At 37.2% G+C, this 12463-nt stretch carries 14 protein-coding genes and 1 riboswitch; of the genes, 8 read left to right on the forward strand and 6 right to left on the reverse strand.

From position 1 onward, the window contains the following. Positions 1 to 115: 115 nt before the first annotated feature. From mutS to B5D30_RS10030, 3 genes are read right to left on the reverse strand one after another with little or no spacing between them, the layout of a single operon-like run. Entirely contained in the window at positions 116 to 2677 is a 2562-nt protein-coding gene (gene mutS / locus B5D30_RS10020; protein WP_144399565.1) for a DNA mismatch repair protein MutS, read from the reverse strand. Next, entirely contained in the window at positions 2655 to 3005 is a 351-nt protein-coding gene (locus B5D30_RS10025; protein WP_078807941.1) for a YlbF family regulator, read from the reverse strand. The genes mutS and B5D30_RS10025 overlap by 23 nt, the downstream gene beginning before the upstream one ends. 13 nt (positions 3006 to 3018) lie before the next feature. After that, entirely contained in the window at positions 3019 to 3765 is a 747-nt protein-coding gene (locus B5D30_RS10030) for a class A sortase (RefSeq protein ID WP_078807942.1), read from the reverse strand. Positions 3766 to 3919: 154 nt separating this feature from the next. Between B5D30_RS10030 and B5D30_RS10035 the strand changes: the two genes are divergently transcribed. The 4 genes from B5D30_RS10035 (at position 3920) to B5D30_RS10050 (ending at position 7578) form a co-directional block, all read left to right on the forward strand. Further along, positions 3920 to 4678 carry a hypothetical protein gene (locus B5D30_RS10035; protein WP_078807943.1) on the forward strand — a complete coding sequence of 253 codons (759 nt, stop codon included), beginning with the start codon at positions 3920 to 3922 and terminating at the stop codon, positions 4676 to 4678. Next, positions 4677 to 4779: riboswitch (TPP riboswitch) on the forward strand. Its footprint overlaps the gene before it by 2 nt. Before the next feature lie 69 nt (positions 4780 to 4848). Continuing rightward, the gene (gene thiT, locus B5D30_RS10040) at positions 4849 to 5421 is read left to right on the forward strand and encodes an energy-coupled thiamine transporter ThiT (RefSeq protein ID WP_078807944.1); all 573 of its coding nucleotides are present in this window, start codon (positions 4849 to 4851) and stop codon (positions 5419 to 5421) included. A 327-nt stretch (positions 5422 to 5748) separates the two neighbouring features. Further along, on the forward strand, positions 5749 to 6282 hold the full coding sequence (gene hpt, locus B5D30_RS10045; RefSeq protein WP_078807945.1) for a hypoxanthine phosphoribosyltransferase: 534 nt from the start codon (positions 5749 to 5751) through the stop codon (positions 6280 to 6282). Between the two features lie 183 nt (positions 6283 to 6465). Beyond that, positions 6466 to 7578, forward strand: a complete 1113-nt coding sequence (locus tag B5D30_RS10050) for a hypothetical protein (protein ID WP_078807946.1) — start codon at positions 6466 to 6468, stop codon at positions 7576 to 7578. Between the two features lie 53 nt (positions 7579 to 7631). Here B5D30_RS10050 and B5D30_RS10055 read toward each other — a convergent pair whose 3' ends face one another. Then, a complete protein-coding gene (locus B5D30_RS10055) occupies positions 7632 to 8456 on the reverse strand; it encodes a YidC/Oxa1 family membrane protein insertase (protein ID WP_078807947.1) in 825 nt (274 codons plus the stop codon). Then, positions 8449 to 8817: a ribonuclease P protein component gene (gene rnpA, locus B5D30_RS10060; protein ID WP_078807948.1), complete on the reverse strand. Its 369-nt coding sequence runs from the start codon at positions 8815 to 8817 to the stop codon at positions 8449 to 8451. Before rnpA ends, B5D30_RS10055 begins: the two co-directional genes overlap by 8 nt. A gap of 185 nt (positions 8818 to 9002) precedes the next feature. On the opposite strand from rnpA, the gene B5D30_RS10065 reads away from it, so the two are divergent. Then, positions 9003 to 9230: a hypothetical protein gene (locus B5D30_RS10065; protein ID WP_078807949.1), complete on the forward strand. Its 228-nt coding sequence runs from the start codon at positions 9003 to 9005 to the stop codon at positions 9228 to 9230. 40 nt (positions 9231 to 9270) lie between these two features. Here the strand turns inward: B5D30_RS10065 and B5D30_RS10070 are convergent, their stop codons facing one another. After that, positions 9271 to 10200: a helix-turn-helix transcriptional regulator gene (locus B5D30_RS10070; RefSeq protein ID WP_078807950.1), complete on the reverse strand. Its 930-nt coding sequence runs from the start codon at positions 10198 to 10200 to the stop codon at positions 9271 to 9273. Between the two features lie 495 nt (positions 10201 to 10695). On the opposite strand from B5D30_RS10070, the gene B5D30_RS14350 reads away from it, so the two are divergent. The 3 genes from B5D30_RS14350 to B5D30_RS14355 all read left to right on the forward strand — a co-directional run bounded on the left by B5D30_RS14350 (position 10696) and on the right by B5D30_RS14355 (position 12262). Next, on the forward strand, positions 10696 to 10818 hold the full coding sequence (locus B5D30_RS14350; RefSeq protein WP_268802118.1) for a hypothetical protein: 123 nt from the start codon (positions 10696 to 10698) through the stop codon (positions 10816 to 10818). A gap of 239 nt (positions 10819 to 11057) precedes the next feature. Next, on the forward strand, positions 11058 to 12119 hold the full coding sequence (locus tag B5D30_RS10080; protein ID WP_159443291.1) for a PD-(D/E)XK nuclease family protein: 1062 nt from the start codon (positions 11058 to 11060) through the stop codon (positions 12117 to 12119). A gap of 20 nt (positions 12120 to 12139) precedes the next feature. Continuing rightward, positions 12140 to 12262: a hypothetical protein gene (locus B5D30_RS14355; RefSeq protein ID WP_268802118.1), complete on the forward strand. Its 123-nt coding sequence runs from the start codon at positions 12140 to 12142 to the stop codon at positions 12260 to 12262. Positions 12263 to 12463 lie beyond the last annotated feature (201 nt).

Below are 12463 nucleotides of genomic sequence, written 5' to 3' on the forward strand. Positions count from 1 at the left end.
CTGGTAGACGCAAAAGAGGAGCTGGACAAGATGTCCAACTCTCTTAGGTACGCTTTGTAAAATAGATGCTTTCCACACGATTTGACAAAGAGCCAGAAGTATAAGGGATTTTTTGTCATATCATTTTCTGCAACTCATACAAAGTATTCAAAGCATCAAGCGGGGTCATCTCAAGTAAGTTTAATTTCTTAATTGTATCGACAACGCCAATTTCTTCCGTTGAAATTTCTTGGAAAAGGCTTAGTTGAGCGATTTCTTCGGTTGGTTTATTTGGCAATTCTTTTTGCTCATTATTTTCCAAATGAGAAAGAATGCTCGCCGCACGTTCTAAAAGGTCTACTGGTAAACCTGCGATTTTTGCAACGTGAATACCATAGCTCTTATCAGCGGCTCCGTCCATCATTTTATGCAGAAAATGCACGACACCGTCCTTTTCCACTGCTCCCACGTGAACATTTTTCAGCTCCCCTAAACTGTCGCTTAGTGCTGTTAATTCATGATAATGTGTAGAAAAAAGTGTTTTCGCATGAATGTTGTCATGAATGTACTCGATAATTGCCTGTGCAAGTGCCATGCCGTCATAAGTTGCGGTACCACGCCCCAATTCGTCAAAGAGAATCAAACTTTGAGCGGTTGCGTGACGAAGTGCTTGATTTGCCTCCATCATCTCTACCATAAAAGTAGACTGCCCACTAATCAAGTCATCACTTGCTCCGATACGTGTGAAAATCTTATCAAAAAGTGGAATCACCGCACGCTCCGCAGGCACGAATGAACCTATTTGTGCCATAATCACCGTCAAAGCGAGTTGTCGCATATAAGTAGATTTCCCGCTCATATTTGGCCCTGTGATCAAAAGGAGATTGGTTGCCTCATTCATTTTAATTGAATTTGGAATATATTCATTGTTTCCTAGCACTCTTTCTACCACAGGGTGCCGACCGTCAATGATTTCAAGCGTTCGACCGTTTGGTACAAGTGTCGGACGTTTATAAGAATAGTTTTCCGCCACTGTCGCAAGAGATGCCAGAGAATCAAGTGTTGCCACAGCAGCAGCCGTGCGTTTCAAACGAGTGATATGCGTCTCAACGATTTTGCGTATGTCAAGGAAAAGCTGATATTCCAAGTCCACGCTCTTATCTGTCGCCTCCAAAATCACACGCTCCAACTTCGCAAGCTCCTCCGTTCCGTATCGCTCAGAGTTTTTCAGCGTTGCTTTTCGGTAAAAATAATCAAATTCCTTCATCATGGATAAATTAGAGTTGGTAACATGGAAAAAATAACCATCTTTTCGGTTGTAATCAATCCGCAAGGTCTTAATACCTGTCGCATTTCGCTCTTTTTCCTCAAGCTCTAATATCCACCTCGAACCATTTTGCATTGCCTCACGATATTCATCAAGTGTTGCATTGTAGCCAGTTTTGATAATATTTCCTTCGGTAATCGAAGCAGGAGCATTTTCATCAATTGCTTGCTGGATAAGGTCAACTAAATCAGGACAGGCATCCATTTCTGCAAGTAAATCATTCCATTCTCCCGTATTAATGCTCTCCAAAATCGCCTGTAAACGAGGAATTTGTTCGAGAGAATTTTTCAGTTGTAATAAATCTTTTGCGTTTACGTGACCAAAAGCGACACGACCACTTAGTCGCTCTAAATCATACACTCCTTTGAGCGAGTCTTGAATTTCACTACGCTCAAAAAAGCTATTTAGCAGGCTTTCTACACCATTTTGTCGATTGAAAATTTTTTCCATAGAAAGCAACGGGCGAGTAATCCATTGTTTCAGCAAACGGCTACCCATAGCTGTTTTGGTTTCGTCCAAAAGCCAGAAAAGCGTTCCATGCTTTTTCCCAGTACGAATAGAGCTTGTCAGCTCCAAATTATATTTGGAAAAATGATCCATTGAAAGAAAATGCCTTGTCTGATACACTTGTGCGATTTCTAAATGAGAAAGTTTTCGCATTTGCGTAGCGTGAAGATAACTCAGCAGTGCATTTGTTGCTTGCAACATCAACGGTTCTTTGAGATTTTCAGTCAAATGAGTTATTTCGTCTAGCTCAAGAATTTTTTCTTGCTCGGAGAAAACCAACTGCAGGCGAGTGGTCAAATTGTCTTTCAACTCGTCAGAAATGGCACAAGATAGTATCATTTCCTTTGTCTGCAAAGCACTTGCCTCGTTTAGTACCGCCTCCTCATTCTCTAGGTGTGTTGCTTTTAATTCTCCAGTTGCCAAATCGGCATAGGCAAAACCAAATTTTCCACTTGTATCGGAAAAAAGAGCGGTAATATAGTTGTTTTCTGCTTTTCCATTTTCCGTTTGAGCGACTTGCGTTCCGGGTGTGATGACTTGAACAACTTCACGTCTCACCACACCAACTGCTTGCTTAGGGTCTTCCATTTGCTCAGCAATTGCCACTTTGTAGCCATTTTCCACCAAAGTATCAATATAACCTTTTGCACTATGATAAGGCACTCCTGCCATAGGAATTGGTTTTTCTGCATTTTTGTTGCGACTTGTAACGGTCAGCTCCAAAATCTGCCCCGCTTTAAGGGCATCGTCGTAAAACAGCTCATAAAAATCTCCCATGCGAAAGAGTAAAAAAGCATCTGGATAATTCGCCTTAATATCCAAATATTGTTGCATTCCCGGGCTAATTTTCTCTTTCATCTTGATTGACACTCTCCTCTATTTTTGAAAAAATTTCTTGTAGCAATTCATCGGCGTCTCTCAATCGCTCACGGTATAAAGCGACAAGTGGTGCTTGTTCAAAAGTAACACTTAATGCCTCTGCCTCTTGTTTTTTCTGTTCTTCTGCATTTTTCAAGCCATAGTGTGAAAATTGTACGACACTTTGATTGGCATTTTTTAGCTGTTGCTCTAATTTTGATAATTGAGGGTGCAAGTTGATTAATTGCTCTGCCTCTTTGTATTCTAAAATATTCTCGTTTTTTTCAAGTAGTGCAAGCACACGAACAAGTGCTTGTTCAACCGTTTGCTCCATTTTTCACCTCATTCTACCAATATCCTTGATTGATATGTTCTTTCATTGCCTCTCTCATTGCATGAGTAGCGTTTGCGACATCTTTTTCATCCGTCAATTCTCCTTGCACAATTACACGCATGACAGCTCCGGGGTCGTTACAAGTGACAAGTGTCACTAATTTTTTTCCGGGAACATCATCTAAAACTTCCGAATGATCAGGTGTTACACGCTCAACGGAGAAAATTTTGTATTCATAAATTTTTTGCAAATCAGTAAGGTAGACAAGTTGCCCATTTTCCGCACGTTGTAGCGGTGAGAAAAGGAGCGTTGGATCATCCACACGGTGACTTGCCAGAGCGTAGTTGCCCTTGCCCATTTCTTGATCTTCTTTCAATGTGCCAGCACCGTAGAGAAGTGCGGTATTGCTCACGCCTTTGAAAATCGGCAGACGAATATCCAGTTCAGGAATCACGATTTCGCCAATGGTTGGCAAATCAGCAGTGTTAAACTGAGCGAAAAGCACCGCCTCCGTTGATACAGGTTCTACTTTTTTATAGTCAAAGGTCGCCTTTTTCTTTTTATTTTTCTGAATTTGTTCGACAGTGAAATGTTTCGTGTCATATTTTCCGCCATTTAAGCTCATCAAAAAATAACGGATTTGAACGTTAAAGATAAGTGCCAACCCAATGAGTAACAATAACAGAAGGAAAAAATTAATGATACGATTTTTCCACTTCGATTTTTTTTTATTTTTTCGTTCGTTTTTTCTACTTGCCATAATGATTACCCTCTGCTCAATGATTTTGATTTTATTATAACGTAAAAAATGAAAATGTGAAAATTGTAATACTTTTGTAACCTCGTTATTACCGAAAAGTAGACAATTGTCTGGTAAAATAGAACTATCAGGGAGAATACGAGGTGGGGAAGGTATGAATTTATATGTACAATTAGATACGACCAATCATTTGGTGACAACGAGCGGTATTTCATTGCAGGATTTTTCACGTGGTTTGACACAATTACCGCAAAATATCTTGCTCCTAGCAGGAGAAGACGTGCCGTTTACAGAGTACGATCGCCATACAGGATTTTATTTTGTCAAGGGTGTGGAAAATGTGGCGAATTATTTTTCACAATATGAAAAATCAAAAGAAGAAAAAGAATTGCGTTGGATAGATGTGGCAAATGTGGAAATGCTCAAAGAGATTAGTGAAATCGAGCTAAGTGAACTTCTCTATTTGGGGCATACAAAACATTCGCTCCATTCACCGTTTTTCTACAAATTAAAAAATCAATATGTCTATTTTGAGAACGCACGAGAGATTGGGCAAATTTATTATCGGCATTTAGACGAATTTTACCGTATATTTGCTCGAAAAATCACTCAAATGGTTTTTCAACAGCTAAATAGCAAGCGAAATTTTTTCCATAAAAAACAGCTGGTTCAAACGATTCCGCATGATTTGGTGGAGGAGTTGAGCAATCTTTTCACCGAGGGTGTACTGTTTTCTTTACATCAAGAAGGCGAAAGTGAAGAAGAATACAAAATCCCAATTTTTCTACTGGAAGACAAGATAAAATATATAGAGAATTTTGAGCAAAATAAACAAGACTTTCTTGCCATGCTCGTGTATAATATAGCTACACAAACATGGCGAATCGAAAATGATTGGTCGAAAATTAAATAATATTCACAAGGGGAGTTCATTCGGACTGAGATTAGCGTATGCTTAGACCCTCAACACCAGAACAAGATAATGCTTGCGTTGGGATGTGGTCAATTCGTTTTTTTACGGATTATGAGTATTACTCATACTATGACTTCTCTTGTGGAAAACTACCACAGGAGGATTTTTTTATGCAAACAAGGAAAATGAACGTTGGGGAATTAGCTGAAATTGCAATGCTTACAGCTTTTTCATTTGCACTAAGTTATATACCCCTTCAAATTGGCAGTGCGTTGATTGACATTTCGCTTGGTTTAGTACCACTTGCGGTGTTAGGGATTCGCCGAGGGGTGTGGGCAAGTTTGACGTCAGGCTTTATTTGGTCGCTGTTGCTCATTATTTTTGGCAAAGCATTTATACTCAATCTCACCCAAGGAATACTTGAATATCCAATCGCTTTTACTATGGCAGGATTATTTGGCTTATTTTCAAAAAGTATTTTTGAGAAAAAAGGGAAAAATGTATTTTGCACGATTCTCTGCATGGCAATTCTTGGTGTGGGGGCAAGGTGGTTTTGTCATTTTTTAGCAGGAATGATTTTCTGGGCAACCTTTGTTCCAGAACAAAATCCCTTCATCTACTCATTTACATGGAATGGCATTAGCTTTTTGCTCAATGTACTCCTTGTTACCACCGTGATTTTCTTACTATGGAATACCTCACCGAATTTGTTTAAAGCAAAGAGACCAGCCTCTCGTAGTTAGACAAAGAAAAGCGTAGAAGTGCGTTTTGAAGTCTGTGGCAGTGAGCCATGCCGTTTACTTGCTACTACACTTTGTTTCGCATACAGTCTTTCTAAGAATCAAAGATTCTTGAAAGACTAGCATCGAAACTTTCGTTTCGAGCGGCATTGCGAACAGCCACCAGACTTCAGCACTTCGCAGCTAGACAAAGAAAAGCGAGGAAGAAATAGTTTTAGGCTACCTTAAAATTTGTGCGTACGTCTAGTTTTTTTCACTATTTTTTGCTATGATATGGCTTGTAAAAGTTTTGCAAGACTCAATAGTGATAATTGTGAAAAGAGGAGAACAATGCACCCACATTTAAAGGAAATTTTATTTACACGTGAAGAAATTGAGGCAAAGGTGCGTGAATTGGCACAGGAAATTTCAGCAGATTATAAGGAAAGCTATCCTTTAGTTGTTGGGATTTTAAAGGGTTCGGTTATGTTCACGACAGATTTGCTAAAAGAACTTTTGATTGATGTAGAGCTTGACTTTATGGATGTGTCAAGCTATGGAAATGCTACGCAGAGCAGTGGTGAAGTTCGTATTCTCAAGGATTTGTCCACACGTGCTGACGGTCGAGATATTTTGATTGTTGAAGATATTGTCGATAGTGGCAACACGCTTCATTATCTAAAAGGATTACTTTTAGAAAGAGGAGCGAAAAGCGTAAAAATCGTCAGTCTCCTAGACAAGCCAGAAGGTAGAAAAATAGCAATCGAGGCAGATTATGTCGGTTTCACTGTGCCAGACGAATTTGTCGTAGGTTATGGTATCGACTACGCTGAACGTTATCGTTCGCTTGCCTATATCGGTGTATTTAACCAAGAATTTTTATAAAGTGATAATCGTTTTATTGACAATTTTTGTGAATAAAACGATTATCACTTTTGTTTTATTGCGTTCTGAAATCTTTTTATAAATCTACGATTCTTGTATAAAAAGAGAGTAGAAAATGTTATACTAAAAAAGAAGATTGCCTAATTTAGCACTTTACAGACAACAAAAGAATGGAGAAAAAACATGAAAAAATTAGTTTTAGGGTCAATTACTTTGCTTGGGACACTACTTCTTGCAGGGTGCGGAGCAGGAAATAAAGAGGCGTTTCAAAAAGAGTACGATGATCAAACGAAAGCTGCGAGTGCGACTTTTGAAATGAAATTGACCGATTTATCGCTAGAAAGTGATGATACAAATGCAAGTATCGTCAGCATGGTTGCCGCTCAGCTGAAAGATATTACGATAAGTGGCGATGTAGCAAAAGATGAGAAAACGAATGCCTCGGAAACAAAAATGAAAATTAAGGCATTAGGCAAAGAAATTCCGATTACGGCAATTGGAAAAGGGGAAGACACTTATATCTCAACAGACTATATCGAATCTGTCTTTGAAATTATGTCTAGCTTTACAGGTGAAACGTCAAAACTTGACAAAGACGCTTTAAATGCAATCAAAGGAAAATTCATCAGCACAAAAGATGCAATGGAAAACTTGCAACCAGATAAGAAAACGACGCAAGACGTATTTAATGCAGAAGAACAGAAAAAAATTCAAGAATTTATGAATAAAGAGTTCAAAGCGTTAGACGAAAAAGCATATACTAAAAAAGATGATACGATTACACTTACTTTTGGGAAAAAAGAAATGGTCAAAGTAATGGAAGATTATGCGAAAGAATTTCCAAAAAATGCCAAAGATGTTGACACAAAAGCAATAGAAAAATCGTTTCAATCGTTTGAAGTGAAAATGTCTTATGATACAAAATCTCACAAAGGAACAACAAAGATAAAAATAGCGACGAAAAAAGAAGACGATATTCCTTCAATGAAAATCGCTCTGACAATTGATACAACGGCATCAGATAAGAAAAAAACAATCAAACTTCCAGCAAAAAGTGAGATTATCAGCCAAGAGGATCTTGAGAAAGCTACGGCGAAAGTAAGCACTCCTGCTCAAACAACAAAAGAGACAACTGAAATTTCAGAAGAAGACTTTAACGAAGTGCTTGGAATTTTAAAAGAACAGTCGAAATCATTTACAAAAGAGGAAATCGAAGAGGCACTGAAAATCTATAAAGATATGGACGTGTTCACAGATGAGCAAATAAAGAAACTTGAAGAAGCGTTAGGATTGTAAAAAATGAACGAAAAAACCTCGCAAGATTAATTTCTTGTGAGGTTTTTAGAGATTTATTTTTTCTTCAATGCTTTTTTCAAAGCCTTGCGTTTTGCTTTTTCTTTTTCTCTTTCGGCACGTTCTTTTTCTTCACGTTCCTTTTGGATTTTAAAAGGATTGTTGAGCATTAACGTTTGGATTACTTGGAATGCGTTGCTGACTGTCCAGTAAAGAGAAATGCCACTTGCTACACTTAGAGCAAAGAAGAAAATCATTGCAGGCATAAGGTAGGTCATGGTTTTTGTCATACCGTTTTGGTCGGCAGAAGCTTTCATAGAGAGCCAACTAGATGCCAGCGTGAAGAGTGCGGCAAGGATTGGCAAAATAAGAAACGGATCTTTTTCAGCAAGGTTTAACCAGAGAAAATGTCCTTGATGTAGCTCCTCAATCCGTGAAATCGCTTGGTACAAAGCCATAAGTACAGGCATTTGCACGAGAAGTGGCAGACAGCCAATATACGGATTTACGTTGTTTTCTGCGTACAATCGTTGCGTTGCCTCGTTTAGCTGACGGCGACTTTCAGGGTCTTTTCCGGGAAATTGAGCTTGAAGTTTTTTTACTTCAGGCTGAAGTTCTTGCGTTTTTCGCATAGACTTTGTTTGAAAATGCATAAGTGGTAACAAGATAATCCGAATGACAATTGTAAACAGGATAATCCCCACGCCTACATTTTCACCGAGAGAAAGTGCTTTGATAATGCTACCAAATATCCAAACAAATTTGTCCCAGCCCCCACTGCTGTTTTCGGTAATAGTGCTAGTGCCACAGCCAGAAAGCGTGAGTAGTAGGAAAATTGCTCCTAAAGAAACAGATAATTGCTTGAGTCGTTTTTTAAACATGTTCTTCCCTTTCTGTTTTTTCGTTGATTAAATTTGCTAATTTTAACACATGGATGATGTTTTGTTTGATTTCATGCTTGTTTAAATTAATCGTGCTAGGTCGTGCGATGAGAATGAAATCCATAGTTGGTGAGATTTCATCTTTCAATTCAAAAACAGACTGACGAATTTTTCGCTTGATTGCATTTCGTACCACAGCCTTTTTGCTCACTCTTTTCCCAACAGAAATCCCCACCCGAAAGTGTTTTTGCTCTCCTTTTTCCAAAGAGTAGCAGACGAAATTTCGATTGGCACAAGAGTTTTTCGCATGAAATATTTTCTGAAAATCTCGCTCACTTTTCACTCGAAATGCTTTCTTCAATACATACACCCCCGTAACTTTATTAGTTTATCATAAACTATCTGGAAATTAAAGATTTATTGAATTGCGAAGGATAAAAATTGAAAATGACAGATAAAATTTTGTGTCTTTTTTGTGAAAACACGGTGGAAAACGAGCGTTTTTGGGCATATAATAGCATTAGTATGAATTAGGAGGGCGACAAGATGAAAGAGGCATTGCCAGTTTATACTCACCAAGAAAAAGATGAGGTGGATTACACGCTAGACAATCAACTTTCCACTGTTCGCATTTCAACATTGATCGTCTTTGGCTTTAAATGCTGGATTGCTTGGGTAGTGATTTCCCTATTTTTTTCCGTGATTTTTCTTTGTCTTTTACTTATTTTTGGGACGCAGTTTTGGAATTTGATACAACCTTATTTGGAACAATAACACAAAAAGCGGTTGGCAATTTTGACTCAACCGCTTTTGGCTACTTGCAATTTTTTTCGTACATTTTTTTGATTTCTTCTTTGTATTCATTGACAAAGTTTGGTGTGCCAGATAGCACTTTTACTCTTGCTCCTTGGCTGAATAGCCAGCTTTTTATGGAAAAAGGAGAGCCTTTTGTTTCAAAAGTATTATTGTTTGTTTTTTTTACATTAGGCAAATGGTCAAAAACATATTCTTCCCAATTATCGTATTCAAATGTGACTCGGATAGTATCTTCTCGCATAACTTGTTTTCCTGCAATGCGAATTTTTCCTTCTTCAAAGCGGTCAGCGTAAGAAATTGTAATTTTTTCTGAGGACGGCTTACAAGAAACGATTCTATCTAGCCTATAAGTGTAGTCATATCCACGGTTTTTGCTATGAATAAAGAGATAACAATAATCCTCTGTAAAATAAATAGCTTGCGGCAACCCTGTGTGTTGCTTGATTTCTCTGTTAAGCGTTTGGTACTCGAAAGTCACTGCTTGTTTGTTGTCGATATATTCGCTCCACTCCCAGATTTTCTCCATTATTTCCTCTTTATTGCTATAATTAGGCGAATAATGATGAAGTTCATTTTTAAGAATGTTGTCAATCAAATTTTGCTCATCTTCATGTAAAAGGTCAATAAACGATTGAGTAATGAATTTCATCTCGTTTTTTTGAAGAATTTTTGTTGAAAGCAAAAGTTTGCAGACAGTTAGCACTTGTTTAGCGGAAAAACCACCTTTGCCAATTATTTGATATTTTCCTCGTGTTTTCTCCAACTTCAAAGAAGAATGTTCATCTTCCAACATTTCTGTTATCATCTTGAAAATCCGCTGAATCGTGCGAGTTTCTACACCATATTCTTCTGCTAATTCAGAAGTGTTCAGTTTTTCGCCGTTCATTAGACGATAAAAAATAGCAACTGCTCTTTCCTGTCCAATCATTTTTTTCCCTCCTGAAAAAATATTTTATAGATTTATTATAGCAAATAATTTGCGACACATACTGTCGCATGAGTGGTGTAAACTAAGATTGCCTCAAAAGTAAAAATTGAAAACGAGAAACCCAAAACATTTATGGGCACCTCTAAAAACTCCGGTTAAGCCAAAATTAGATAGTTTTTCGATTTTCGAGGAAATCGACGAAAGCTATGTGGTTCATAGGTTGAGGAGACTGACGAAGAAAGTCGGGAAACTAGCAATTTTGGATAAGCGTGAGTTTTTAGAGGTGCCCATAAATTTTGACAAAATCCAAGTTTAGTACACTAAACTTACAAGCTATTGTTTACAATACCTTGTAAACATTAAAGGCTAGTCTATTCAAAACAAAAACATTTTGGAGAGCTAAAAATTTATGATGTTTTGAGAAAGAAAAAAGGGGTGAAATTATAGTAAAGGCTTTCTAAATTGCTATATCAAGAAAGAGAGGAGGACTTTTTCATGGGAAATTGGTATGTAGTAGACAATTTTGGCAACACAATCGCAGGACCATTCTTTGATAAACAATCAGCAGAAATGTTTGTCAATGGGAATGATATGTATCATGTGGTTTATAAAGATTAGGGGCGCCTCTAAAAACTCCGCTTAAGACTAAATTAGCTAGTTTTTCGATTTTCGAGGAAATCGACGAAAGCTATGTGGTTCATAGGTTGAGGAGATTGACGAAGAAAAACGGAAAACTAGCAATTTAGGATAAGTGCGAGTTTTTAGAGGTGCCCTTAAGACGGTGTTGTTTGAACGATTGATGAAAACCCTGTTTTTTGGTGGGATAGGGTTTTCATTTTTTGGAAATGGAGGGTAAAATGATAAAAATGAGCGAATTAGAAAGAGCTGAGGAAACGTTGTCGATGATTCCTCAAAGTGTTGTTAAAACGAAAACGGAAACAATAGCACGTGTGTTTGGAAAACCAAAGGCTGAAAATTTTATTTCAGATTGGTTTGCTTTCCTATTAAGGAACAATTCTAAAGTTGTAGAGGCATTGCTTTGCTCAGCTGGTTATGAATTTGATGGACAGGAGTTTGAAGTGAATCGGGAATATATTTTTAGTGATGGTCGAAGGATTGATTTTTTGCTTAAATCAGAAACAACAATTATCGGAATTGAAAATAAGATTGATTCTGGCAAACAGGACAACCAGCTAGAAGATTATTCAAATGAATTAGAAGAAATGGAAAAAGGTAAAAATATTGTGAAGATATTTTTGAAACCTTCCTATAATGTGTCCAAAGCTACAAGTGAATTTATAGAAGTGAATTATGAAGATTTGATTGAGGAAATGAAAAAAATACCATTAGATTTTATTTCTGATTTGCGTGGTTCGTTCTTTTTATTAGATTTCATAAAACATATAGAGGAGAATATTATCATTATGGAACAATTTGAATTTAGTGAATGGACAAGTTTTCTGGCAAAACACCAAAAAGATATTGCGACAATCAATCATCAATCATACGAGAATGCGAAGAATATCCGTTCTTTGGTTAAGGAAAAAATGTTTTCAATAGTTGATGAACAAGAAGAATGGAATGTTGCAGAACACCCTACTTATATTCAATTTTTCAAAGAAGAATGGAGTAAAGAAGGATTGCCATTTATCCATTTTGAACTATTAAATACTGGCAATGTACTCCCAACATCTTATCTGATTCGACTAGACATCGAGGGAAAAAGAAATAAGAAAGAAATAGTCAATTTGTTAGGACTTAATAGCAATCTCCATGTACTACATGAAGGGATTCCAATAGATTATACGAACAGCGAAACGTTTTATCAAAGTATTGATGAAACCATGGAGGTGTTGAAAGGATGTATAGAGGAGTGGGTTCCGAAAATTGAGTCAGCGATTGCAGAGATAGCAAAATAATAAAAGTAGGAGGAATTCCCGTGGGAAATTGGTATGTAGTAGACAATTTCGGCAACACAATCGCAGGACCGTTCTTTGATAAACAATCAGCAGAAATGTTTGTCAATGGGAATGATATGTATCATGTTGTTTATAAAGATTAGTTTTTTGTAGTTTTGAGTATTGATAAAAGCCTTATTTCTTTGTAGGATATAGGGCTTTTATCTTTTCCTATATTTGGGAATAGAAGAAGTGCTTGAGATGAATAGTTTTTTACACAACGACAAATACTGTCGCACAGATAACATATAGCAAAAGAAAGACTCTACGAAAAAACTCGTTTCTCCTAATCTACTTCAAACACA

Origin of the sequence: Pilibacter termitis (assembly GCF_900167335.1) — a bacterium.
GTDB lineage: Bacteria > Bacillota > Bacilli > Lactobacillales > Streptococcaceae > Pilibacter > Pilibacter termitis.

Bases quoted from the DNA above. Each gene is read 5' to 3' on its own strand.
- hpt (WP_078807945.1), top strand. From the start codon at position 5,749: ATGCACCCACATTTAAAGGAAATTTTATTTACACGTGAAGAAATTGAG.
- B5D30_RS10035 (WP_078807943.1), top strand. From the start codon at position 3,920: ATGAATTTATATGTACAATTAGATACGACCAATCATTTGGTGACAACG.
- thiT (WP_078807944.1), top strand. From the start codon at position 4,849: ATGCAAACAAGGAAAATGAACGTTGGGGAATTAGCTGAAATTGCAATG.
- B5D30_RS10080 (WP_159443291.1), top strand. From the start codon at position 11,058: ATGATAAAAATGAGCGAATTAGAAAGAGCTGAGGAAACGTTGTCGATG.
- B5D30_RS10065 (WP_078807949.1), top strand. From the start codon at position 9,003: ATGAAAGAGGCATTGCCAGTTTATACTCACCAAGAAAAAGATGAGGTG.
- B5D30_RS10070 (WP_078807950.1), bottom strand. From the start codon at position 10,200: ATGATTGGACAGGAAAGAGCAGTTGCTATTTTTTATCGTCTAATGAAC.
- B5D30_RS10025 (WP_078807941.1), bottom strand. From the start codon at position 3,005: ATGGAGCAAACGGTTGAACAAGCACTTGTTCGTGTGCTTGCACTACTT.
- B5D30_RS14350 (WP_268802118.1), top strand. From the start codon at position 10,696: ATGGGAAATTGGTATGTAGTAGACAATTTTGGCAACACAATCGCAGGA.
- B5D30_RS10030 (WP_078807942.1), bottom strand. From the start codon at position 3,765: ATGGCAAGTAGAAAAAACGAACGAAAAAATAAAAAAAAATCGAAGTGG.
- B5D30_RS10050 (WP_078807946.1), top strand. From the start codon at position 6,466: ATGAAAAAATTAGTTTTAGGGTCAATTACTTTGCTTGGGACACTACTT.
- B5D30_RS10055 (WP_078807947.1), bottom strand. From the start codon at position 8,456: ATGTTTAAAAAACGACTCAAGCAATTATCTGTTTCTTTAGGAGCAATT.